The organism is Cellulomonas sp. FA1 (assembly GCF_000986825.1).
GTDB lineage: Bacteria > Actinomycetota > Actinomycetes > Actinomycetales > Cellulomonadaceae > Cellulomonas > Cellulomonas iranensis.
The window spans coordinates 3,904,889-3,928,290 of record NZ_LBMY01000001.1 but is presented as its reverse complement, the minus strand read 5'-3'; the positions used below and the strand labels follow the sequence as shown (position 1 = coordinate 3,928,290).

Sequence of the window (23,402 nt, the reverse complement as noted above, 5' to 3'; positions counted from 1 at the left end):
CCCGGAAGAGGGGACGAATCAGGCATGGGCCGACACCGATGTCGATCGTTACCTGATTGATACTGGTGAGTACCGTCCATCATACGAGACGCGCCAAGCGGAAACAGCCGCGTAACACGGATGACACACGCACGGCCGGTGTGGTTCGCGTCACAGTGCTCGTGCGCAGGTGCGGGCGCCGTCAGTCGCGGTCGCGGGACGTGCACAGGCACGCCCGGTTGCCCTCGGGATCCTCGACGACCACGAAGCTCGGCGCCTGCGTGCGGTCGACGACCCGACCGCCCGCGGCCACGGCCGCCGCGACCCGCTCGTCGAGGCGCCCGGGCTCGACCCACACGTCCAGGTGCCAGCGCTGGCGCGGCTCCTGCGCGCCGGAGCGCTGGAACCACACGGGCGGCTGCGCGTCGGCGGGGTCGCGCACCTCGTCGTCCGACCCCGGGGTCTCCTCGTACGCGAGGAACGCCGCCCACCAGCGCCGCGCCGCGGCGACGTCGGGCGTGTCGAGCGCGATCTCGGTGCGCTGCAGGCCCGCGCCGTCGCACGTCAGGCCGGCGTCGGCCGCAAGGCGCGACACCGTCCGGGCGAGCGCGACGTCCCGCTCGGTCACGCCGCCCGCGTCGTGGCTCACGAGGCGCACGTCGACGCGGCCGTAGCGCAGGTCGACGTCCGGGTGGTGCCCCGCCTCCTCGGCGGCCGCCCCGATCGCCGCGACCAGCGCCAGGCCCGTCGTGAAGTCGCCCGTCACGACCCGCGTGCGCAGGCCGTCGCCGAGGTCCGTCCAGCCCGTGAGGCCCGCGTCCGCGACCTCCTGCCTGCTCAGCGTCGTCGCCATGCGCCCATCGTGACGCCACCACCGCGCCGACGCGCGGCGGGGCGCACGCGGCGGTCACACGTTGAAGCGGAACTCCACGACGTCGCCGTCGGCCATCACGTAGTCCTTGCCCTCGATGCGCGCCTTGCCCGCCGAGCGCGCCGCCGCGACGGACCCCGCCTCGACGAGGTCCGCGAACGAGATCACCTCGGCCTTGATGAAGCCCTTCTGGAAGTCCGTGTGGATGACGCCCGCGGCCTGCGGCGCCGTCCAGCCCTGACGGATCGTCCACGCCCGGGACTCCTTGGGCCCCGCCGTGAGGTACGTCTGCAGGCCGAGGGTGTGGAAGCCGACGCGCGCGAGCTGGTCCAGCCCGGCCTCGTCCTGGCCGTTGGCCTCGAGCATCTCGCGCGCCTCGTCCTCGTCGAGCTCGACGAGCTCGGACTCGAACTTCGCGTCGAGGAACACCGCGTCCGCGGGCGCGACGTACGCGCGCAGGTCGTCCTGCATGGCCGTGTCGGCCAGGCCCGCGTCGTCGGTGTTGAACACGTAGATGAACGGCTTGGTCGTCATGAGCTGGAACGGCGCCAGGTCCGCCGGGTCGATGCCCGCGGCGCGCGCGCCCTGCGACAGGACCGTGCCCTGCTCGAGCACGCCGAGCGCGGCCTGCGCGGCCGCGAGCACCGACGCGTCGGTCTTCTTGGCGCGCACCTCCTTCTCGAGGCGCGGCACGGCCTTCTCGAGCGTCTGCAGGTCCGCGAGGACCAGCTCGGTGTGGATCGTCTCGATGTCGTCCTTCGGCGACACGCGCCCGTCGACGTGCACGACGTCGGGGTCGGCGAACGCGCGCGTCACGACGCAGATCGCGTCGGCCTCACGGATGTTGGCGAGGAACTGGTTGCCCATGCCCTCGCCCTCGCTCGCGCCACGCACGATCCCGGCGATGTCGACGAACGACACCGTCGCCGGCAGGATCCGCTCCGAGCCGAAGATCTCGGCGAGGGTCGTCAGCCGGGGGTCCGGCAGCGGGACCACCCCCACGTTGGGCTCGATCGTCGCGAACGGGTAGTTCGCCGCGAGCACCTGCGCGCGCGTGAGCGCGTTGAAGAGGGTGGACTTGCCGACGTTGGGCAGGCCGACGATGCCGATGGTGAGAGCCACGGGCGACGAGTCTACGCAGCGCCGCGGCCGGCCCCGACCCGAGCGGGCGGGACCGGCCGGGCGGTCGTCGCGGACTCAGTCGAACGCGCGCATCCGCTGCAGCAGCTCCGGCCCTCGGCGCTCCAGCACCGACCCGCCGACGCGCACGCCGACGACCAGCAGCACCGCGCCCAGCACCGCCCCGACCGCGAGCGCCACCCAGCCGAGGACGGCCGAGCGCTGCACCACCGCGAGCAGCGCGAGCACGGCGGCCGGTGCGCCGAGCACGCCGACGGCGGTGAAGCCCGCCAGCTGCGACGTGAACGACGCCGCGTTCGCGCCCTGCTTGGTGCCGAACGGGTTCTCGCCCGGCATCTGCACCGGGTAGACGACCAGCGCGGACGTGACGCTCGCGGTGCCCAGCGACGTGAGCAGCAGGCCCAGGCTCGCGCCGAGCAGCGCGGGCAGCGCGTCGAACCGGTCCGCGTACCAGGCGGTCCCGACCGTGACCAGGACCGTCACGACGAGCCCGAGCACACCGGCCACGAGCACGCGGCCCCAGCGGTCCGTCACGCCGCGGACGGGCGCCGCGACGTGGGTCCAGAACGCGGTGCCGTCGTACGCGACGTCGGCGGAGATGCTCCAGCCGACGACGAACGCCGTCGCCGGACCCGCGACGAGCAGGAGCGCACCGCCCGGCGACGAGAACGCCAGCACCAGCGGGATGGCCGGCACGATCGCCACGGCGATCGCGTAGCGGGGGTCCCGGAGCCAGTACGTCGCGGCGCGCGCGGCGATCGCGCCGACGGGCGTGGCCGGCAGCCGGCCGAACCAGCCGAGCCCGCGCGCCCGCGCGTCGCCGCCCGTCGACACCGGGTCGGTGAGCGTGCGGTCCAGCGCCCACGACCAGACGCGCAGCGCCACGAGGACCGTCGCGACGCCGATCGCGAGCCGCGCGAGCGCGCCGAGCCAGTCGCCCGCCGCGACGGCCGGGGCGACCGCCCACGGCGCGCCCACCGGCGTCCACGACAGCACGCGCGCCACCGTGACGAGCCCCGCCAGGCGGTCGGCCGAGTCGGCGAGCGTCGACATGATCGGGCCGAGGAACATGATCGGCACGATCGCGAGGGCGGCGACCAGCTCGCGCACGCGGCGCCGCCCGATGAACGGCGCGAGCGCGGTGGTGGTCGCCCGCGAGCCGATCGTGCACGCGAGCACGCCGACGAGCGCGCCGACCAGCGCCGCGACGGCGGCGGCGGGCTCGCGCCACCACGACAGCGGCGTCGCGAGCGCGACCAGGGCCGTGACGACGCCCGGGACGCCGATGAGCCCCGCGAGCGTGAGCCCCACGAGCAGGTCGCGCCGCGACAGGCCGAACGTGAGGAACCGGCGCGGGTCGAGCGTCGCGTCGACGCCGAACGCGACCAGCGGGATCAGCCACCAGCCGAGCACCAGCAGCGAGCCCCCGACGACCAGGACGTCGGACCGGGCCTGCAGGTCGACGAAGCCGAGCGCGAACAGGCCCACGACCGCGCCGACCAGCAGGAACAGCCCGTACAACGCGCCCACGACCATGCCGAGGACCTGCCAGACGCTGCGCCGCAGGCCGTTGCGCAGCAGCGTGAGCTTCAGTCGGACGAGGTGCGCAACCACGCGATGCCCTCCCCGCTGATCCGCCCGCCGACGAGGTCGACGAAGCGCTCCTCGAGCGACCGGCCCGCGCGCACCTCGTCGACCGTGCCGGCCGCGAGCACGTGGCCCTGCGCGATCACCGCGACGTGGTCGCACATGCGCTGCACGAGGTCCATGACGTGCGACGACACGACGACCGTGCCGCCGCCGTCGACGTACTGGTGCAGGATCTCGCGGATGTTGGCGGCCGACACAGGGTCGACGGCCTCGAACGGCTCGTCGAGCACGAGCACGCGCGGCGCGTGCACCAGCGCGCACGCGAGCGCGACCTTCTTGGTCATGCCCGCGGAGTAGTCGACGACGAGCGTGTCGGCGTCCTGCGTGAGCCCGACCGCGGCGAGCAGGTCGCGCGTGCGGCCCTCGACGGTCGGCCGGTCGAGGCCCTGCAGGAGGCCCGCGTAGGTGACGAGCTGCGCGCCGGTGAGGCGGTCGAACAGGCGCACGCCGTCGGGGAGCACGCCGAGGCTGCGCTTGACCTCGACCGGGTTCGCCCACAGGTCGACGCCGCCGACCAGCACGGTGCCCGCGTCGGGGCGCAGCAGGCCCGTCGCCATCGACAGCGTGGTGGTCTTGCCGGCGCCGTTGGGGCCGACGAGCCCGTAGAACGAGCCCGCCGGGATCGCGAGGTCGACGCCCGCGACGGCGACCTTCTGACCGAAGCGGCGCCACAGGCCGTGCAGGGACAGCGCGGGGGCGGTCGTCGCGGCCGCGGGCGCGGGCGTCGGGACGGCACCCGGCGTCACGCCGCCGCCGGACGGGGCGCCGGCGTCGTGCCCGGGCTGCGGGACGGGAGGTGGTGTGGTCACCCCACCGAGGATAGGGAGCGGCGTCACCGCGCCGGATCGGTCGCGCGGCCGATCCCTCGCCTCCGTCCCGGGACGCAGACGAGCGGTGGCGGCCCAGCGGCGCACGACCGGTGTCGGAGGTCGCTGGCACGCTGCGCGGCATGGACATCCCCGCGTCGCCCTGGCCGGTCCTCGTCGCGCTGCTCGCCGGGCTGCTGGTCGGCGGCGTGGTCGCCTGGGTGCTCGCGGCGTCGCGTGCGGCACGCGACGCGGAGGACCGCGTGCGCGCGGCCGAGGTCGACGCCGCGCGCGCCCGCGCCCAGCTCGAGGCCGAGCGCGCGGGCGCGGGCGACCGGTTCCGTGCGCTCGCGGACGAGGCGCTCGCCGCGACGAGCGAGCAGTTCCTCGCGCTCGCGCACCAGCGCCTCGCGGCCGAGCACCAGACGCAGGCCGGCGAGCTCGCGCAGCGCGAGCAGGCCGTGCGGGCGATGGTGGAGCCGCTGGGGCGCACGCTGGACCAGGTGCGCGCCGAGATCGCGGCCGCCGAGCGCGCACGGGCCGAGGGCAACGCGGCGCTCGGCGAGCAGGTCCGCGCGATGCGCGCGGCGTCCGAGCAACTGCGCGGCGAGACCGGGCGGCTCGTGACGGCGCTGCGGTCGTCGCAGGTGCGCGGACGCTGGGGCGAGGTGCAGCTGCGCCGCGTCGTCGAGGCGGCGGGCATGCTCGCGCACGTCGACTTCGTCGAGCAGGAGCAGGTGCGCACCGACGACGGGCTGCTGCGCCCCGACATGGTGGTGCGGCTCGCGGGCGGCAAGCACGTGGTCGTCGACGCCAAGGTCGCGTTCCTCGGGTTCCTGGAGGCCACCGAGACCGACGACGAGACGGTGCGTGCGCAGCGGCTCGCGGCGCACGCGCGGCACGTGCGCAAGCACGTCGACGACCTCGCGTCCAAGCGGTACTGGGACCAGTTCGCCCCGGCACCCGAGTTCGTCGTGATGTTCGTCCCCGCCGAGTCGTTCCTGCACGCCGCGGCGGACCAGGACCCGACGCTCGTCGAGTACGCGTTCGAGCGGAACGTGGTGCTCGCGACGCCCGTCACGCTGCTCACGCTCCTGCGGACCGTCGCGTACGCGTGGCGGCAGGACGCGCTCGCCGCGAACGCGCAGCAGGTGCTCACGCTCGGCAAGGAGCTGCACGGGCGGCTCGCGACGATGGGCGGACACCTCACGCGACTCGGCCGCGCGATCGACGCGGCCGCGGGGGCGTACAACCAGACGGTCGGCTCGCTCGAGTCGCGCGTGCTGGTCAGCGCGCGACGGTTCGCCGACCTGCACGTCGTCGACGACGAGCTCGTGACGCCCGCGCCTGCGAACCCGCGGCTCTCGGCCCTCAGCGCACCCGAGCTGGTCGCGTCGGCCGACGAGCGGGTGGTCGCCTTCGAGGACCTCGCGCTCGGCGGCGACGCGGCACGACGCGACACGCGCACGTGGCAGGACGAGGCTGCCCGTCGGGATGCCGACGAGAGCTCGTCGACCGCCTGACGGCGCGAACAGCGGCCCGGAGCCCGGTCACGCGCGGCGGCCGAACTCGTTCCCGGCGACGCGGGCCCGGCGGCGAGGCCCGTCAGACCGGCTGGACGCTCAGCGAGCGACGACCCTCGGGCCGCGGGCGGCCGGTCGGCGCACCGGCGGCCTTAAGGTCGGCGCGCAGCTCGCGCGGCAGCGAGAACATGAGGTCCTCGGTCGCGGTGCGCACCTCCTCGACCTCGCCGAAGCCGTGCTCGGCGAGCAGCGCGAGGACGTCGGACACCAGGATCTCCGGGACGGACGCCCCCGAGGTGACGCCGACCGTGGTCGCGCCCTCGAGCCACGCCGGGTCGATCTCGGCGGCCTTGTCGACGCGGTACGACGCACGCGCACCCGCGTCGAGGGCGACCTCGACGAGGCGCACCGAGTTCGACGAGTTGGCGGACCCGACCGTGATGACCACGTCGCACGACGGCGCGAGCTTCTTCACCGCGACCTGGCGGTTCTGCGTCGCGTAGCAGATGTCGTCGCTCGGCGGGTCCTGCAGGTGCGGGAACCGCTCACGCAGGCGGCGGACCGTCTCCATCGTCTCGTCCACCGACAGCGTGGTCTGCGAGATCCACATGACCCGCTCGGGGTCGCGGACCACGACGTGGTCCGCGTCGGCCGGCGAGTTGACGACCTGGATGTGCTCGGGGGCGTGCCCCTGCGTGCCCTCGACCTCCTCGTGGCCGTCGTGCCCGATGAGCAGGATGTCGAAGTCGTCGGCGGCGAACCGCACGGCCTCCTTGTGGACCTTGGTGACCAGCGGGCACGTCGCGTCGATGGTCTGCAGGTTGCGCGCCGCGGCGGCCTCCTTGACCGCGGGCGACACCCCGTGCGCCGAGAACACGACACGCGCACCCTCGGGGACCGCGTCGGTCTCGTCGACGAACACCGCGCCGCGCGCGGCCAGCGTGTCGACGACGTGCCGGTTGTGCACGATCTCCTTGCGGACGTACACCGGGGCGCCGTAGTGCTCGAGGGCCTTCTCGACCGCGACGACCGCGCGGTCGACGCCCGCGCAGTACCCGCGGGGGGCCGCCAGCAGCACGCGCTTGCGGGGCGCGGCGGGCGCGGCGGCCGCGTCGGGACCGGAGGCAGCAGGGTTCACGCCCTCAGTCTAGGTGGGACGCCCCGCGGCGCCCCCGGCGGGACGGGTGACGGCCACCACGCTCACGCGACCTCCACGACCCTGCGACGGGACGTCCGCGTGACCGGCCGGTCGCCGCCGGCCGCGGCCACGACCGAGGCCGCGCGCACCGGTCCGCACGGGACTGGCACGGGTGCCGCGACCACGCCCGTCCCGACCCGTGTCGCACGGGTGCGGCAGGCTGGTCCCGTGCCCGACGACTCCCCCGCCCCCGCGGCCCCGCTGCCGCTGCCGCTCAAGGCCGCGGAAACGACGCCCGAGCGTCCGTGGCCCGTGCGGCACCTCGCGCCGAAGGTCGCGGACTACGTCGCGCGCATGCCGCCCGTGTGGGTCGAGGGCCAGGTGCTCAACGTGCGGCGCTGGAACTCGCTGCTGTTCCTCACGCTGCGCGACACCGACCTCGACATGTCGCTGTCGGTCACGCTGCCCGCGGTCGCGGCGATGAGCCTGGGCGACCGGTTCGCCGACGGCGCGCACGTCGTGGTGCACGCGCGGCCGCAGTACCAGGTGAAGAAGGGCGCGCTCGGGTTCTCCGCGGACCGCGTGCGGCTCGTGGGGCTGGGCGAGCTGCTCGCGCGCATCGAGCACCTCAAGGGCGTGCTCGCGGCCGAGGGCCTGTTCGACGAGTCGCGCAAGCGCCCGCTGCCGTTCCTGCCCGCCGTGGTCGGGCTGGTGTGCGCGCAGCAGGGCGACGCCGAGCACGACGTCGTCTCGAACGCGCGGGCCCGCTGGCCCGGCGTGCAGTTCGAGATCCGGCGCGTCACGGTGCAGGGCGCCGAGGCGGTGCCGTCCGTGACCGCGGCGATCGCCGAGCTCGACGCCGACCCGCGGGTCGAGGTCGTCGTGGTCGCGCGCGGCGGCGGGTCGTTCGAGGACCTGCTGCCGTTCAGCAACGAGACCCTCGTGCGCGCCGCGGCCGCGTGCCGCACGCCGCTGGTCAGCGCGATCGGGCACCACATGGACGCACCGCTGCTCGACCTCGTCGCGGACCTGCGGGCGTCGACGCCCACCGACGCCGCCAAGCGCGTCGTGCCCGACGTCACCGAGGAGCGCGCGCGGATCGCGCAGGCGCGCACCCGCACGCGCGCCGCGCTCACCCACCGCCTCGCGCGCGAGCAGGCGGCGCTCGACCACTGGCGCACGCGACCCGTCATGGCGCGGCCCGAGACGCTCGTCGACCCGCACGAGCGCGCGCTGCGCGACCAGACCGCGCGCGGTCGCGCGGTGCTCGACGCCGCGCTCGCGCACGCCGCGACCGCGACCGCCCGGCTCGCGGGGCAGGTGCGTGCGCTGTCCCCCGCCGCGACGCTCGAGCGCGGGTACGCGGTCGTGCAGCGCGCCGACGGCGCCGTGGTGCGCGATCCCGCCGAGGTCGCGACCGGGGACCGCCTGCGGGTGCGGGTCGCGGCGGGCGAGCTCGCGGCGGACGTCGTCGACGCGTGAGCCTCCCCGCCCGACGGGCGCGCCGTGCCCACGGCGCGTGCGAGGACGCACGGTGCCGTCCGCGGCGCGGGCCCGCGCGTGCGCCGTCGGTGACGACTGGTTGACTGTGCGCGTGGCACGACGAGAGACGACCGCACCCGACGGTCCGGCGGACGGGGCGGCCGGCACCGGCTCCCGCCTGCCCGACCCCGCGACGCTCGGCTACGAGCAGGCCCGCGACGAGCTCGCCTCGATCGTCGGCCGCCTCGAGTCGGGCGCGGGCACGCTCGAGGAGTCGCTCGCGCTGTGGGAGCGGGGCGAGGCGCTCGCGGCGCGCTGCCAGGAGTGGCTCGACGGCGCGCGCGAGCGGCTCACCGCCGCCCGCGGCGGCCGCCCGGGCACGCAGGACCTGCAGGACGACGACGCCCGGACGGCGCACGCCCCGGGCGAGGACGACGAGGAGGACCGGTGAGCGGCAGCACGCAGGGCCGTGCGCTCGTGATCGGCGAGGCGCTGGTGGACGCGGTCCGCCGGCCCGACGGCACGCGCGAGGAGTTCCCGGGCGGCAGCCCGGCCAACGTGGCGATCGGCCTCGCGAGGCTCGGCCGGCGCGCCGAGCTGCTCACGTGGCTGGCCGACGACGCGCACGGCGACCTCGTGCGCCGGCACCTCGCGGCCTCGGGCGTGCACGTGCTGACCGGTGACCGCGCGCCCGCCCGGACCCCCGTCGCGACCGCGCACCTCGACGCCGCGGGCGTCGCGACGTACGACTTCGACCTCGAGTGGGACCTGCCCGCGACGTGGGACGAGGGCGAGGGCGACGCGCTCGTCGTGCACACCGGGTCGATCGCGGCCGTGCTCACGCCCGGCGGTCCCAAGGTCGCCGACCTGCTGGAGAGCCGCCGCGCGACGTCGACGATCACCTACGACCCCAACCTGCGCCCCGCGCTCATGGGCGACCCGGCCGACGTGCGGCCCGTCGTCGAGCGGCTCGTGAGCGCGTCCGACGTGGTCAAGGTCAGCGACGAGGACCTCGCGTGGCTGCTGCCCGGCGTCGCGCCGGCCGAGGTCGCCGAGGAGTGGAGCCGCTCGGGCCCGGCGCTCGTGGTCGTCACGCACGGCGGCGAGGGCGCGTTCGCGAGCACCGCCGCCGGTGCGCGCCTCACGGTCCCGGCGCCGCGCGTGACGGTCGCCGACACGGTCGGCGCGGGCGACTCGTTCATGGGTGGCCTGGTCGACGGCCTGTGGTCCGCCGGCCTGCTCGGCGCCGACCGCCGCGCCGCGCTGCACGACGTCGACGCGGGCACGGTCGAGCAGGTGCTCGCCCGCTGCGCGCGCATCGCCGCCATCACGGTCTCGCGCGCGGGCGCCAACCCGCCGACGACCGCCGAGCTCGACACCGAGGGAGCCCCCGCATGAGCACGACGCCGACCACTCCCGCGCAGGCCTGGGCCGCGCTGGCCGACGGCAACCTGCGGTTCGTCGAGGACCGCATGGCGCACCCGTCGCAGGGCATCGCCCGCCGCACCGAGGTGAGCGTCGAGCAGCACCCGTTCGCGGTGGTCTTCGGCTGCTCCGACAGCCGCGTCGCGGCCGAGATCATCTTCGACCAGGGCCTCGGCGACCTGTTCGTCGTGCGCACCGCCGGGCACGTGCTCGACACGACCGTCATCGGGTCCATCGAGTACGGCGTCGAGGTGCTGGGCGCGCCGCTCGTCGTGGTCCTCGCGCACGACTCGTGCGGCGCCGTCGCCGCCGCGACGGACGCGATCACGCACGGCAACGTGCCGCCCGGGTTCGTGCAGGCCGTCGTCGACCGCGTGATCCCCTCGATCGTCGGGCTCACCGCGTCGGGCCGGCCGCTCGACTCGTTCGACGCCGCGACCCTGGGCCACGAGCACGTGCTGCACACGTCGCGTCAGCTGCACGGCTACTCGGTGTCGCTCGCCGAGTCGGTCGCCGCGGGCCGCACCGCGATCGTCGCGGTCGAGTACACGCTCGCCGACGGGCGCGCCCAGGTCGCGCAGGTCATCGGCGACATCGGTGCGGGACCGGGCGTCGTGCCGGCGGGCGCGCCGGCCTGACGTCCCGGGCGACGACGCGAGGAGCCCACGCCGGCGTCCCGCACGTCACCGGCGTGGTCCCTCGCCGGCGTGGCACGTCGTTCGCGGCCCACCCCGACGCGCCCGTCCGCCGGTGGGCGTCTGCGCGCGCGTGTCAGCCCGCGGCCCGGGCGTCCGGCTCGTCGTCGTGCGGCGTCACGCGCTCGCGCCAGTACCGCGACCCGTCCTGCCGACGGCCGACCAGCCCGGCCTCGACGAGGTCGCGCCGCACCCGCACGGGATCGTCGGCGAGCGTCGCGATGCGCTCGGTCAGCGTGCGCTCGTCGACCTCCTCACCGGGTGCGACGAGCAGCGCCGCGACGTGCTCGAGCAGCGCGTCGCGGTCGCGGGAGCGTCGCGGCGTCGTCACCCAGCGTCCGCGCACGAGGAACCGTGCGGCCTCGCACGGCGGGGTCGTGGTGGCGTCCATGCCCGCCATGCTGCCGCGCGCGGGCACGGCGGCCGAGCCCTTTCCCGTCCGGCTCCCCTGCGCTTCGGCCGCCTGCGCCTCAGGCCGCGGTGTGCCGCCCGCCACCCGTCGACGCGCGGCCGCCCGTCGCCGACGCGCGCTCCTCGGCGCGCGCGGCACGGCGCTGCGCGCGCTCGGTCGCGCGGCGCCGCTCCTCGACGCTCTCCTCGTCGGCCCGGCGCGCCGCCTCCTCGTCGTACGTGAGGTTCTCACCCGTCTCGGGGTCGAAGACCATGAGCCGCGCGGGGTCGAACCACAGCTCGGCGACGTCGCCGTCGCGCACGTGCGACTCGGCGCCGAGTGACGCGACGAGCTGCGTGCGCATGCCCTCGCCGTCGAGGTCGCGGTCGAGCTCCTCGAGCGTCTGCGCGACGTCCGCGTGCGTCTCGAACGGCACGTACGCGTACAGCTCGGCGCCCAGCCACTCGACGACGTCGACGTCCGCCTCGAACGTCACGCCACCCTCGCGGCCGCCCTCGTCGAACGTGTCCGCGTCCTCGAGGTGCTCGGGCCGCAGGCCGACGATCACGAGCGAGCGGTCCCCGATGCGCTCGCGCAGCGCGGGTGCGAGCGGCACGTCGGCCAGCGGCAGCCGCAGCGTGTCGCCGTCGACCTCGCCGGGCAGGAAGTTCATGGGCGGCGAGCCGATGAACCCGGCGACGAACAGGTTGACGGGCTGCTCGTAGAGCGCGCGCGGGCTCGCGGCCTGCTGGAGCACGCCCTTCTTGAGCACCGCGACCCGGTCGCCCAGCGTCATGGCCTCCGTCTGGTCGTGCGTCACGTAGAGCGTCGTGGTGCCGAGCCGGCGCTGCATGCGCGCGATCTCGGTGCGCATCTGCCCGCGCAGCTTGGCGTCGAGGTTCGACAACGGCTCGTCGAACAGGAACGCGCGCGCGTCGCGCACGATCGCGCGTCCCATCGCGACGCGCTGCCGCTGCCCGCCCGACAGGTTCGCGGGCTTGCGGTCGAGGTGCTCGCGCAGCTCGAGGGTGTCCGCGGCCCGCTCGACGCGCTCGCGGATCTCCTCGTCCGAGAACTTGCCCTTCTCGAGGCGCAGCGGGAACGCGATGTTCTCGAACACGCTGAGGTGCGGGTACAGCGCGTAGTTCTGGAACACCATCGCGAGCTTGCGGTCGCGCGGCGCCTTGTCGTTGACGACGTCGCCGTCGATCGCGATCTCGCCGTCGGTGATGTCCTCGAGCCCGACGACCATGCGCAGCAGCGTCGACTTCCCGCAGCCCGACGGCCCGACGAGGATGACGAACTCGCCGTCGTCGACGTCCAGGCTGACGTCGTTCACGGCCGGGTAGCCGTCGCCGTACTTCTTCACGACGTGGCTCAGCGTGATCGCGGCCATGGCGAACCTCCCTCGGTCCGGGTCAGCCCTTGACGGCGCCCTGGGTGAGCCCGGCGACGATCTGGCGCTGGAACAGCAGCACCAGGACCACGACGGGGATGGTGACGATGACGGCGGCGGCCGAGATGGCGCCGGTGGGCTCCTCGAACTGCGAGGCGCCCGTGAAGAACGCGAGCGCGGCGGGCACGGGCCGCGCGGCCTCGGTCGACGTGAGCGAGATGCCGTACACGAAGTCGTTCCACGCGAGGAAGAACGCGATGATCGCGGTGGTGGCCACGCCCGGGCCGGCGAGCGGCACGATGACCTTGCGGAACGCCTGCGCGGTGGTCGCGCCGTCGACCTGCGCGGCCTGCTCCATCTCCCACGGGATCTCGCGGAAGAACGCCGTCAGGGTCCAGATCGACAGCGGCAGCGTGATGGACAGGTACGGGATCACGAGGCCGGCCCACGTGTCGTACAGCCCGATCGAGCGCCAGATGTTGAACAGCGGCGTGACGATCGAGATCACCGGGAACATCGACACCGCGAGCGACAGGCCCAGCACGAACGCCTTGCCGGGGAAGTCGAGCCGCGCGACCGCGTAGGCGCACAGCGACGCGAGCACGACCGCGATCGCCGTGGCGATGAGGCAGATCCCCACCGAGTTGCGCAGCGCCGGCAGGAACAGGTCCGACGCCGAGCCCGTGAGGATCAGCTGGTAGTTCTGCCACGTCACGGACGACGGCAGAAACGAGCCGTTGTCGAGGTCGGACGGCGCCTTGAGCGACAACGACACGATCCACGCCACCGGGAACAGGCAGTACAGGACGATCGCCAGGCCGCCGACCCACCACCACAGCTTGCCGCGCGCGTTCATCGTCCCGCCCTCGTCGACGCCGCCAGGTTGACCTTGAAGCCCTTGACGAACATCAGGGCGATGAGCGCGACGGCGATCGTCAGCAGCACGGACACCGCCGAGCCGATGCCGATCTCGAGGCGCTGGATGGTCTGCCGGTACGCGAGGAACGCGACCGACTCGGTGCCCGCGGCACCGTTCGTCATGATGAAGATGTTGTCGAAGATGCGGAACGCGTCGAGCGTGCGGAACAGCAGCGCGACCATGATCGCGGCCTTCATGTTCGGGATCGTCACGCGCCGCATGCGCTGCCACGCGGTCGCGCCGTCGACCTTCGCGGCCTCCTGCAGCTCGCCCGGCACCTGCGCGAGGCCCGACAGCAGCAGCAGCGAGATGAACGGCGTGGTCTTCCAGATCTCCGACAGCGCGATGACCGTCACGGCGCTGCCGAACGACGCGAACCAGTCGGTGTCGGCCGGCACGAACGGCAGCCAGCTGTTCATGAACCCGCTGGTGAGGTCGAACATGAACCGGAACGCGAACGCCGAGACGACCGTGATGATAGCGTACGGGATGAGGATCGCGGTGCGCAGCGCGGGCCGCAGCCGCTGCAGCGCGTTGTTCATGACGAGCGCGAGGCCGAACCCCAGCACGAGCTCGACCGCGACGGTCACGACCGTGATCAGCACCGTCACGCCGAGGGCCTGCCACCAGATCGGGTCGCCCAGGATGAGCGTGAAGTTGCCGAGCCCGACGAAGTGCCGCGCGTCGGGGTTGGTGAGCTTGTAGCTGAACAGCGAGTCCCACACGGCCTGCAGGATCGGGTAGCCGACGACGGCGACGAGCACGAGGATCGCGGGCGCGGACAGCAGCAGCCCGAGCCGCGCCTCCTGCCGGGCACGGTCGGAGCGCTGCGGCCTGCGCCGCGGCTGCTGCGCGGAGCGCACGGCGCCCGCGCCGGTGGTCGTGGTGCTCACAGCAGCGCCTCCCCCTGCAGCACGGCCGTGATCAGCTCGTCGGCGCGCTGCGGGCTCGTGTCGGGCGACACCGCGCGCGGCGGGTGCCACGTGCGCTGCAGGCTCGACGACACCTCGTTGTAGAACGGCGTCTGGGGCCGCGGCGCCGCGTTCTGCAGCGACTCGCGGATGACGTCCGCCATGGGGAACGTCTCGCGGACCTCGGGGTCGTCGAAGGCCGTGAGCGACGACGGCGGGTTGCCGTCGGACAGGAAGTACTCGGCCTGCTTCTCGGGCGCGACGATGCACCGCGCGGCCTCGAACGCGAGGTCGACGTGCTCGCTGAACGCGCCGACGCCGAGGTTGATCCCGCCGTACGGGGGCCGGGCCTGCTCGCCCTCGACGGCCTGCGGGTACACCGCCCAGCCGAAGTCGTCGACGACCGACTGGTCGAGCGTGCCGGCCTCGACGGCCGACTTGGCGCGCTGCCAGACGAACGGCCAGTTCACCATGAAGCCCGCGGTGTCGCCCTCGAACATCGACGCGTCGATGTCCTCGGTCGCGTTGGACAGCTGCGGTCCGCCGACGCCGGCGTCGGCCAGCCCGCGGATGATCTCGGCCGCCGTGCGACCCGCGTCGGAGTCGAGGGACGGGCGCACGTCCTGCGGGTCCGTCGCCTCGGGGTTCTCCAGGACGTGCCCGCCGGCGGACTCCACGAGCGCGTTGATCCACACCGTGAGGGACTCGGCGCGCACGCCCTGCACGGCGACCGTGCGGTCCTGGTCGGCCGCCGCCTGCACGACCTGCTCCCACGTCACGGGCTGCGTCATGTCGAGACCGGCGGCCTCGGCGACCGACTTGCGGTACCAGAGCAGCTGCGTGTTCGCCCAGAAGGGCACGGTCACGAGCTCGTCGTCGTAGGTCGCGCCCGCGACGGCGCCCTCGGCGACGTCCTGCGTGACGGCCTGCGCGACGTCGTCGGGCACGGGTGCCAGGAAGTCGGCGTTGGCGAACTCGGGGATGTACGGCGGGTCGATGCTCATGAGGTCGATCGACGTGTCGTTGGCCGCGAGGCGGCGCACGAGCTGCTCGCGCTGGCTCGGCGCGTCGCGCGGCAGCAGCACGGTGCTGAGGCGGTAGGCGCCCCCGGACTCCTGCGTGCACTGCTGCGCGATGCGCTCCTGACCGCCCGAGTCGGGGTTGATGTACCAGAGCAGCTCGGGGGGTCCGGCCTCGGCGGCGGAGCAGGCGGCGAGCGGGGCCGCGAGCGCCACGGCGAGGAGAGCCGCGGGTCGTCGCCTCAGGTGTCGCACGGGCGCCTGGCCTCTCACGTCGTCGGGAAGGGGTGTGCCCACATCCGACTACGACCTGCGGGCTCCCGCCACCGGAGCGGTGGAAGGATGGGTCCATGACTTCCACCACCGGTCCCGACGGCGCGGCCGCGGGCGAGCAGGCCTACCGCGTCGAGCACGACACCATGGGCGAGGTGCGCGTCCCCGCGCACGCGCTGTACCGCGCGCAGACGCAGCGCGCGGTCGAGAACTTCCCGATCTCGGGCAGCACGCTCGAGCGCGGGCACGTCGAGGCGCTCGCGCGCGTGAAGAAGGCCGCGGCGCGCGCCAACGCCGAGCTCGGCGTGCTGCCGCAGGACGTCGCCGACGCGATCGTCGCGGCGGCCGACGAGGTCGCGACGGGCGTGCACGACGCGCACTTCCCCGTCGACGTCTACCAGACGGGCTCGGGCACGAGCTCGAACATGAACACCAACGAGGTGCTCGCGACGCTCGCGACGCGCCTGCTGGGGCGCGACGTGCACCCCAACGACCACGTGAACGCGTCGCAGTCGTCGAACGACGTGTTCCCGACGTCGGTGCACGTGGCCGCGACCGCGGGCGTCGTGCGCGACCTCGTGCCGGCGCTCGAGCACCTCGCGGGGGCCCTGGAGGAGAAGGCGACCGCGTGGGCGCAGGTCGTGAAGTCGGGGCGCACGCACCTCATGGACGCGACCCCCGTGACGCTCGGGCAGGAGTTCGGCGGGTACGCCGCGGCCGTGCGGTACGGCGTCGAGCGGCTGCAGGCGGCGCTCCCCCGCGCGGCCGAGGTGCCGCTGGGCGGCACCGCCGTCGGCACGGGCATCAACACGCCGGCCGGGTTCCCGCAGCGCGTCATCGCGCTGCTCGTGGAGGACACGGGCCTGCCGCTCACCGAGGCGCGCGACCACTTCGAGGCGCAGTCCTCGCGCGACGGGCTCGTGGAGCTGTCGGGCGCGCTGCGCACGATCGCCGTGAGCCTCACGAAGATCTGCAACGACCTGCGCTGGATGGGCTCGGGCCCGAACACGGGGCTCGGCGAGATCGCGCTGCCCGACCTGCAGCCCGGGTCGTCGATCATGCCCGGCAAGGTGAACCCGGTCGTGCCCGAGGCCGTGCTCATGGTGTGCTCGCGCGTCGTCGGCAACGACGCGACCGTCGCGTGGGCGGGCGCGTCGGGCTCGTTCGAGCTCAACGTGCAGATCCCCGTCATCGCGTCAGCCGTGCTCGAGTCGATCCGCCTGCTGGCGAACGGCGCGCGCGTGCTCGCCGACCGCACGGTCGCCGGGACCACGCCGAACGTCGAGCGCGCCCGCGCGCTCGCGGAGTCGTCGCCGTCGATCGTCACGCCGCTCAACCGCGTCATCGGGTACGAGAACGCCGCGAAGATCGCCAAGCACGCCGTGAAGGCGGGCGTCACGATCCGCCAGGCGACGCTCGACCTCGGGTTCGTCGAGCGCGGCGAGCTCACGCTCGAGCAGCTCGACACCGCGCTCGACGTGCTCGCGATGACGCGTCCGCCGCAGGGCTGAGCCGCCCGCGGTGCGGGCGTCCGGGCCGTCACCCGGACGCCCGCACCGGCCACCCGACCGGGTCGTCGCGCACCGACCCGCACAACCGTGGTGGCAGCGCGACCACGCCCGCAGCCCGGGGTCCCCTAGCATCACCGCGACGGGTGCGCGACGGTGCCGCCCACGGAAGGGGAACCACGTGGCCTGGCGGTCCCGCGTGCTGCTCGGACGTCTGCGCGACCAGGCCTCGGTGGTCGCCACCGTGACGCTCGTCGCGGTCGTCGCGACGTCCCTGCTCGCGACCCTCGCCCTGCTGCTCGACCTCACCGCGAACGGCGCGGTCGACGAGGCGCTCGACCGGGCCCCGGCCGCCGACGTGCAGATCGACGTGCTGCTGAGGGTCGGTGGGGCGGACGCCGCGCCGGCCGTCGCGACCGCCGACCGCGTGCTCGACGAGGTCGTCGGCGACGTGCCCGCCACCCGCACCGAGTGGCTCGAGGGCGTGCCGCACCGGTTGGTGGAGCCCGAGCGCACGGGCCTGTCCGCGGTCGCCTACCTCGCGTCGTACCCACGGACGGACGACACCGCGCGGCTCGTGCGCGGCACGTGGCCCGAGCGGGCCACGGACGACCAGGGCCGCGTCGAGGTCAACGTCCCCGAGGTGGCCGCGGCCGCGCACGGGTGGGACGTCGGCTCGGTCGTCTCCGCGCGGCGGGGCAGGGACGACGTCGCGTGGGTCGTCGTGGGCACGCACGAGCTCGTCGGCCCGCCCCGCACCTGGAGCCGCGACCCGCTCGGCGGCGCCGGGCACGACCCCGCGTACCCCGCACCGGGGGCGTTGGGCGTGTCGACGACGGACGCGTGGGGCCCGTTCCTGGTCGCGCCCGACGCGCTCGCGGGCGAGAACCAGGTCGAGACCGCGCACGTCGTGCTGACGCCGCGGCTCGGCGGCGCGCCGCGCGGCGCGGTCGCGCACCTGCGGACCGCGCTGGACGACGCCCAGGTCGCCCTCGCGCAGGGGCTGGGCGCGGGCACCTCCGGCACCGTCAGCGCGCCCGTCGCGACGACCGTCGACGCCGCGTGGCGCGAGCTCGCGGTGACGCGCATCGGCGTGCTCGTCGTCGGGCTCCTGCTGACCGTGCTCGCCACGACCGTCATGCTGCTCTCGGCACGGCTCCTCGCCGAGCGCCGGGCGAGCGAGGGCGAGCTCCTGGCCGCGCGCGGCGGGTCCGCGCGGCAGCTGCGCTCGCTCGCGGTGCTCGAGGCCGCGGTCGTCGCGGCTCTCACCTGGCTGGTCGCGCCGTGGGCCGCGCTGCTCGCGCTCGGGCGGCTCACCGCGTCCGGGCCGCTGGCGCGCGCGGGCTACGTGGTCCCCGACGCCCCGCCCGGACCCGTGCTGCTCGCCACGGGCGTCGTGGCGGTCGCGCTGGCCGTCGCCCTCGTCGTGCCCGCGTGGCACACCGCGGGGTCCACGTCGCGCGCACCGCACGCGAGCCTGGCCCGCGCGGGCGCCGACGTCGCGCTCGTCGTGCTCGCGGGCCTGGCGCTCGCGCAGCTCGTCACCTACGGCGCACCGCTCGTCACCGGCGGCGGCGGTGCGCGCCTCGACCCCGTGCTGGTCGCCGGGCCCGCGGTCGTCACGCTCGGGGCGGCCGTGATCGCGCTGCGCCTGGTCGGTCCGCTGGGGCGCCTGGGTGACGCGCTCGCGCGGCGCACGCGCTCGTTCGTCGGCCCGATGGCGGCCTGGCAGGTCGCGCGCCGCCCCGAGGCGGCGGCCGGCACGTGCCTCGTGATCGTGCTCGCCGTGGCGACGGCGACCTTCGGGCAGTCGTTCCAGGCGACGTGGCGGCTGTCGCAGCTCGAGCAGGTCGACCTCGCGACCGGCGCCGACCTGCGCGTGACGGGGCTCGGCGGCGAGCCCGGTGACTCGTCGCGGGCCGTGACCGACGCGCTCGCGGCGGCGCCGCGCGTCGACGTGCGACCCGTCGTGGACCGGTCGGTGCGCCTCGGCTACACGGACGGGTCGTCCGGGGCGCTGACGACCGTGCAGCTCCTCGGGGTCGACACCGCGGCGCCGCAGGACCTGCGGGGCCGGACCGCCACCCCCTGGTCGGAGCTGCTCGCGACGCTGCCCGAGCGCGGCGTCCGCGAACCGCTCGACGCGGGCACGCTCGTCGGCGTGCCGCTGCCCGAGGGGACCGACCGGCTGAGCCTGGACGCCGTCGCCGGCACGGTCCCGTCGGCGCCCGGCACGACGACGCTCGCCGTCGCGGTCGAGGACGCCCGCGGCGTGCGCACGTGGGCGTCGGCCCGGGACGGCCTCGGCGGCGGCGACGTGCGGCTGGACACGCCCACGCCGCTCGAGGTCACGGTGCCGCCGGGCGTCGAGCCGCGACGGCTCGTCGCGGTGCAGGCGCTCATGACCCTCGAGGACCTGCCACCCGAGATGACCCCGGGGTCCGCGGCCGGCACGACGGGCGACCTCGGCCTGTCGGTGAGCGGCGCCCTCGCCCACGACGACGACACGGGCACGCAGACCGCCCTGCCCCTGGCCCCCGCGGGGCGCGCGGGCTCGGTGGCCACGATCGGCGGCACCCTGCTGACGGCCCGGACCGGCCAGGAGGCGAACGCGCCGTCCGGCGCCGCCCAGGGCGGCGACGCGCTGCACCTCGACGCCCGGCTCGGCCTCACCGACGCGACGCAGGGTCCCGTGCGCCTGACGGCGACGGCGTGGCCGACGCAGGGCGTCGTGCCGGCCGTGCTCACGGCGGACGCGGCCCGGCAGGGCGACGTGCAGCCGGGCGACGTGCTGCCGCTGCGGGTCGGCTCGCCGCCCGTCCAGCTGCGCGTCGAGGCCGTCGTGCCCTACCTGCCCGGTGCACCGCGCGGTGCGGCGGTGATGGTCGACCGCGAGGCGCTCCAGCGCGCCGCGACCGAGTCCGGCATGCGCGACCCGCTGGTCGACGCGTGGTGGGGCACGGGGACGGGCCCCGACGTGGAGGCCGCCGCGGCGGCGCTGCGCCAGGAGGTCGACGCCACGGTCGTCACGCGCGGAGCCGCGCGCGTGCACGCGCTCGAGGGTCCGCTGCGCGCGGCCGTGCCCGCCGCGCTGACCCTGGTCGTGGGCACCGCCGGGCTGCTCGTCCTCGTCGGCATGGGCGCGGCCGCGACCGCGACGGTGCGGTCGCGGCGTCTCGAGCTGGCCCGCCTGCAGGCCCTCGGGCTCTCGCGCGGCGCGGCCGTGCGCGGCGTCCTCGCGGAGAACCTCACGCTCGTCGTGCTCGGCGCGGGCGCCGGGCTGCTCATCGGCTACGGGCTCGCGGCGCTGCTCGGTCCGCTGCTCACCGTGTCGCCGGACGGCCTGGCCCCGGTCCCCCGGCCGCTGCTGGTCTGGCCGTGGCCGGTGCAGGGCGCGGTCGTCGGCGCGCTCGTCACGACCGCGGGCGTCGCGGTCGCGCTGCTCGTCGCGACGGGCGTGCGCCGCGCGTCCGGCGCGCTCCTGCGACTGGGGGACGACCGATGACCGACCTGCTCGCCCGCACCCGGACGCGCGCGCGTGCCGTCGTCGCCGTCGGGCCGCTCGTCGTCCGCCGCCGCGCACGACGCGACGCCGGGCTGCTGCTGGGCACCGCGCTGCTGCTGCTCGGCGCGCTGCTGGTCGCGCTCGCGCTGCCGCGGCTGGTCGCCCGGACCGCCGACGAGGCGTTGCAGGGCACGGTCGACCGTGCCGGCACCGACGCCGCCGCCGTCGTGACGCAGCTCGTCGGCCAGCAGCCCGCGGAGGCGATCGACTTCGTCCGCGGCCACGTCGAGCAGGTCTGGTCGGAGCACCCGACGCTCGCCCCGCCGACGACGGTCGTCTCGACGCGGCCCTTCGTCGTCGGGTCCCCGTCCGGCGACGTCATCGCGAGCCTCGTCATGCTCGACGGGGTCGAGGAGTCCCGCCCGACGGTGCGCTGGGTCGAGGGCCGCGAGCCGTCGGCGGTGCCCGCGGACGAGCAGTGGCAGACGGACGCGCCGGACCGGCCCCGCGTCGTCGAGGCCGGGCTGTCGGTGCCGGCGGCGCGCGCGCTCGGCGTGGACGTCACGGACGGGCCCGTCACGCTGCGGCTCGACACCGAGAGCAGCGGCCGGATCGCGCGCGTCACGGGGCTGTACGAGGTGGCGGACCCGGCCGCGCGGCACTGGTCGCTCGTCCCCGACGTCGTCGCACCCGTGCCGACGCCGCCGAACGCGCTCGGCGACCTGCGCGTCGCGCTGTACGTGCCGTTCGAGCTGCGCGAGGACGTCCAGGTCGTGGGCGCCAACCGTGCGCTGACCGCGGTCGGGACGTCCTTCCTGCGCACCGACGGCCTGAGCGTCGCGCAGGCGCACGGGGTGAGCGCCGCGCTCGTCGCGCTCGGGGTGCGCGGGCAGCCGGTCGCCACGAACCTGCCCGCCGTGCTCGACGCGTTCGACGCGCGCCTGACGGCGGTGCGCGCGCAGGCCGCGCTCGTGGTCGTGGGCATCGCCGCCACCGCGGCGTCGTGCCTCGTGCTCGCGGGCGGGCTGCTCGCGACGCGACGCCGGCCGACGCTCGCCGCCGAGCGCGCCCGCGGCGCGTCCGTCGCGTCGGTGGCGTACCGGGCGGCGCTCGAGTCCGTGCCGGTCACGCTCGTGGCGTCCGCGCTGGCGTTCGCGGCCGTCACCTGGTGGCTGCCGGGCGCGACCGGCACCGTGACGGTGGCCCTCGGCATCGCGGCCGTGGCGGTCACGGCACCCGTCGTGCTCGCGGGTCGCGTCGCCGCCCAGGCGTGGAACGGGCGTCGCGTCCCGGCGGACCGCCGCGAGCGCGCACGCCTGCGCGCGGTCGGGCAGGCGCGCCGGCTCGTCGCCGAGCTGACGACGCTCGCGGTCGCCGCCGCCGCGCTCGTGTCCGTCCGGGGCCGTGGCCTCGTGCCGTCCGGCGGCGGTGACGCCGACCCGCTGCTGGCCGCCGCGCCCGTGCTGCTCGCGGCGTGCGCGGCGCTCGTCGTCGTGCGGGTCGCGCCCGCGCTGGTCCGCGCCGCGGGCCGCCTGGCGTCGCGCTCGCGCGGGCTCGCCGCCCCGCTCGCCGTCGCGCGCGCGCACGGCGGCGCGACCGCGTTCGTGCCGCTGCTCACGGTCACCGTCACGGTCGCGCTCCTGGTGCTGTCGGGCGTGCTCGTGCAGTCGGTCGACGACGGGCAGCGCACGACCGCCGACGTGCTCGTCGGCGCGGACGGACGCCTCGACGGGCGCCTCGACCGCGCCGAGGGGCAGGCGGCGCTCGACGCGCTGCGCACCGCCCCGGGCGTCACCGCCGTCGCCACGGGGTCGCAGACCACCAAGCGCGCGTACGGCGAGGGCTCGCGGCTCGAGGCGACCGTGCTGCTCGTCGACGCGGCCGACCTCGCGGCCGTCCGGACGGCGCGCGGCCTGCCCGTCGACGCCGGGCTCGCGGGGCTGGGCGACGCCACGGACGCGCGCGTGCCCGCGCTCGTCTCCCCCGGCCTGCTCGCGCGCCTCGACCCCGACGGCGTCCGGCTGTCGGTGCTCGTCGGCTCCGTCGAGCTCGACGTGCGCGGGACGACCGCCCTCGCGCCGGACGCCGGCGTGCCCCCGGTCGACGCGCGCGACGTGCTGCGCGACGTGTCCGACGGCGACGACGGGCTCGTCGTCGTGGACCGCTCGGTGGTGGCCGCGCTGACCGACGTGCCCGCCGCGGACCGGGCGTGGGTGTCGGGACCGGGCACGGAGTCGGCGATCGCCGCCCTCGACCTCGCCGAGCCGGTGTACTCCGGGCTCGCGGCCACGACCGCGCAGGGGTGGTGGCGCACGTGGTCGGGCGAGACCCTGACGCGGGCGCTGACCGCTCTGCAGCTCGCGTCCGTCGGGGCGCTCGCCGTGCTGGCGGTCCTCGCGCTCGTGCTCGTGGTGGTCGCGACGTCGCAGGAACGCGGCCGCACGCTGTCGACGCTGCGCACGCTGGGCCTCGACGCGCGCACGGCCCGCTGGGCGACGCTCGGCGAGCTCGCGCCGCTCGTGCTCGGCGGTCTGGTCGGCGGGTCGGTCATCGGGCTCGTCGTGCCGCACCTGGTCGCGGACGCGCTCGGGCTGGCCTGGCTGACGGGGTCGGCCGCGGGTGCGACAGTGGCCGTGGTGGCGTGGCCCGTGCTGGTCGCGGCGGCGGTCCTGACGGCGGCCACGCTGGTCGCGGTGGGGATCGAGGAGGGCCTGCGGCGCCGCGAGCGCCTGGGCGAGGTGCTGCGGGTGGGCGAGCGGTGAACCGACGAG

Annotated in this window: 18 protein-coding genes; 8 read left to right on the top strand and 10 right to left on the bottom strand. The window is 75.7% G+C overall.

Annotation, left to right across the window (positions count from 1 at the left end; genetic code table 11):
- Positions 1-181: 181 nt before the first annotated feature.
- The 4 genes from GY42_RS17680 to GY42_RS17665 form a co-directional block, all read right to left on the bottom strand.
- On the bottom strand, positions 182-832 hold the full coding sequence (locus tag GY42_RS17680) for a 4a-hydroxytetrahydrobiopterin dehydratase (RefSeq protein ID WP_046530304.1): 651 nt from the start codon (positions 830-832) through the stop codon (positions 182-184).
- Positions 833-886: 54 nt separating this feature from the next.
- Entirely contained in the window at positions 887-1,972 is a 1,086-nt protein-coding gene (gene ychF, locus GY42_RS17675; protein ID WP_046530303.1) for a redox-regulated ATPase YchF, read from the bottom strand.
- Between the two features lie 75 nt (positions 1,973-2,047).
- A complete protein-coding gene (locus GY42_RS17670) occupies positions 2,048-3,604 on the bottom strand; it encodes a hypothetical protein (protein ID WP_046530302.1) in 1,557 nt (518 codons plus the stop codon).
- Complete coding sequence (locus GY42_RS17665) at positions 3,580-4,449, bottom strand: ABC transporter ATP-binding protein (RefSeq protein WP_082131645.1); 870 nt, start codon at positions 4,447-4,449, stop codon at positions 3,580-3,582. Before GY42_RS17665 ends, GY42_RS17670 begins: the two co-directional genes overlap by 25 nt.
- Positions 4,450-4,589: 140 nt before the next feature.
- Between GY42_RS17665 and GY42_RS17660 the strand changes: the two genes are divergently transcribed.
- Entirely contained in the window at positions 4,590-5,969 is a 1,380-nt protein-coding gene (locus tag GY42_RS17660) for a DNA recombination protein RmuC (protein ID WP_046531222.1), read from the top strand.
- 82 nt (positions 5,970-6,051) lie between these two features.
- On the opposite strand, the gene GY42_RS17655 is transcribed toward GY42_RS17660, so the two are convergent.
- Positions 6,052-7,107, bottom strand: a complete 1,056-nt coding sequence (locus GY42_RS17655) for a 4-hydroxy-3-methylbut-2-enyl diphosphate reductase (RefSeq protein WP_046530300.1) — start codon at positions 7,105-7,107, stop codon at positions 6,052-6,054.
- A 228-nt stretch (positions 7,108-7,335) separates the two neighbouring features.
- Here GY42_RS17655 and xseA point away from each other — a divergent pair, with 228 nt between their 5' ends.
- The 4 genes from xseA to GY42_RS17635 all read left to right on the top strand — a co-directional run bounded on the left by xseA (position 7,336) and on the right by GY42_RS17635 (position 10,652).
- Positions 7,336-8,589 (top strand): exodeoxyribonuclease VII large subunit, encoded by a 1,254-nt coding sequence (xseA, locus tag GY42_RS17650; protein ID WP_046531221.1) that lies wholly within the window; start codon positions 7,336-7,338, stop codon positions 8,587-8,589.
- A gap of 178 nt (positions 8,590-8,767) precedes the next feature.
- Positions 8,768-9,040: an exodeoxyribonuclease VII small subunit gene (locus tag GY42_RS17645; protein ID WP_046531220.1), complete on the top strand. Its 273-nt coding sequence runs from the start codon at positions 8,768-8,770 to the stop codon at positions 9,038-9,040.
- Complete coding sequence (locus GY42_RS17640) at positions 9,037-9,987, top strand: carbohydrate kinase family protein (protein WP_046530299.1); 951 nt, start codon at positions 9,037-9,039, stop codon at positions 9,985-9,987. Before GY42_RS17645 ends, GY42_RS17640 begins: the two co-directional genes overlap by 4 nt.
- The gene (locus tag GY42_RS17635; protein ID WP_046530298.1) at positions 9,984-10,652 is read left to right on the top strand and encodes a carbonic anhydrase; all 669 of its coding nucleotides are present in this window, start codon (positions 9,984-9,986) and stop codon (positions 10,650-10,652) included. Before GY42_RS17640 ends, GY42_RS17635 begins: the two co-directional genes overlap by 4 nt.
- A 133-nt stretch (positions 10,653-10,785) precedes the next feature.
- Here GY42_RS17635 and GY42_RS17630 read toward each other — a convergent pair whose 3' ends face one another.
- From GY42_RS17630 to GY42_RS17610, 5 genes are all read right to left on the bottom strand, one after another.
- A complete protein-coding gene (locus GY42_RS17630) occupies positions 10,786-11,100 on the bottom strand; it encodes a DUF2087 domain-containing protein (RefSeq protein WP_226236679.1) in 315 nt (104 codons plus the stop codon).
- Positions 11,101-11,179: 79 nt separating this feature from the next.
- A complete protein-coding gene (locus tag GY42_RS17625; RefSeq protein ID WP_046530297.1) occupies positions 11,180-12,496 on the bottom strand; it encodes an ABC transporter ATP-binding protein in 1,317 nt (438 codons plus the stop codon).
- Positions 12,497-12,518: 22 nt separating this feature from the next.
- On the bottom strand, positions 12,519-13,352 hold the full coding sequence (locus GY42_RS17620; protein ID WP_046530296.1) for a carbohydrate ABC transporter permease: 834 nt from the start codon (positions 13,350-13,352) through the stop codon (positions 12,519-12,521).
- Positions 13,349-14,308 (bottom strand): carbohydrate ABC transporter permease, encoded by a 960-nt coding sequence (locus tag GY42_RS17615; RefSeq protein WP_046530295.1) that lies wholly within the window; start codon positions 14,306-14,308, stop codon positions 13,349-13,351. The genes GY42_RS17620 and GY42_RS17615 overlap by 4 nt, the downstream gene beginning before the upstream one ends.
- A complete protein-coding gene (locus tag GY42_RS17610; protein WP_236686836.1) occupies positions 14,305-15,561 on the bottom strand; it encodes an extracellular solute-binding protein in 1,257 nt (418 codons plus the stop codon). The genes GY42_RS17615 and GY42_RS17610 overlap by 4 nt, the downstream gene beginning before the upstream one ends.
- A 134-nt stretch (positions 15,562-15,695) precedes the next feature.
- On the opposite strand from GY42_RS17610, the gene GY42_RS17605 reads away from it, so the two are divergent.
- The 3 genes from GY42_RS17605 to GY42_RS17595 all read left to right on the top strand — a co-directional run bounded on the left by GY42_RS17605 (position 15,696) and on the right by GY42_RS17595 (position 23,393).
- Positions 15,696-17,129 carry a class II fumarate hydratase gene (locus GY42_RS17605; protein ID WP_046530294.1) on the top strand — a complete coding sequence of 478 codons (1,434 nt, stop codon included), beginning with the start codon at positions 15,696-15,698 and terminating at the stop codon, positions 17,127-17,129.
- A gap of 178 nt (positions 17,130-17,307) precedes the next feature.
- Positions 17,308-20,631, top strand: a complete 3,324-nt coding sequence (locus GY42_RS17600) for an ABC transporter permease (protein ID WP_152667372.1) — start codon at positions 17,308-17,310, stop codon at positions 20,629-20,631.
- Positions 20,628-23,393 carry an FtsX-like permease family protein gene (locus GY42_RS17595; protein ID WP_046530292.1) on the top strand — a complete coding sequence of 922 codons (2,766 nt, stop codon included), beginning with the start codon at positions 20,628-20,630 and terminating at the stop codon, positions 23,391-23,393. Before GY42_RS17600 ends, GY42_RS17595 begins: the two co-directional genes overlap by 4 nt.
- The last annotated feature ends 9 nt before the right edge of the window (positions 23,394-23,402 follow it).

Bases quoted from the DNA above. Each gene is read 5' to 3' on its own strand.
- GY42_RS17635 (WP_046530298.1), top strand. From the start codon at position 9,984: ATGAGCACGACGCCGACCACTCCCGCGCAGGCCTGGGCCGCGCTGGCC.
- GY42_RS17680 (WP_046530304.1), bottom strand. From the start codon at position 832: ATGGCGACGACGCTGAGCAGGCAGGAGGTCGCGGACGCGGGCCTCACG.
- GY42_RS17660 (WP_046531222.1), top strand. From the start codon at position 4,590: ATGGACATCCCCGCGTCGCCCTGGCCGGTCCTCGTCGCGCTGCTCGCC.
- GY42_RS17620 (WP_046530296.1), bottom strand. From the start codon at position 13,352: ATGAACGCGCGCGGCAAGCTGTGGTGGTGGGTCGGCGGCCTGGCGATC.
- GY42_RS17625 (WP_046530297.1), bottom strand. From the start codon at position 12,496: ATGGCCGCGATCACGCTGAGCCACGTCGTGAAGAAGTACGGCGACGGC.
- GY42_RS17605 (WP_046530294.1), top strand. From the start codon at position 15,696: ATGACTTCCACCACCGGTCCCGACGGCGCGGCCGCGGGCGAGCAGGCC.
- GY42_RS17630 (WP_226236679.1), bottom strand. From the start codon at position 11,100: ATGGACGCCACCACGACCCCGCCGTGCGAGGCCGCACGGTTCCTCGTG.
- GY42_RS17595 (WP_046530292.1), top strand. From the start codon at position 20,628: ATGACCGACCTGCTCGCCCGCACCCGGACGCGCGCGCGTGCCGTCGTC.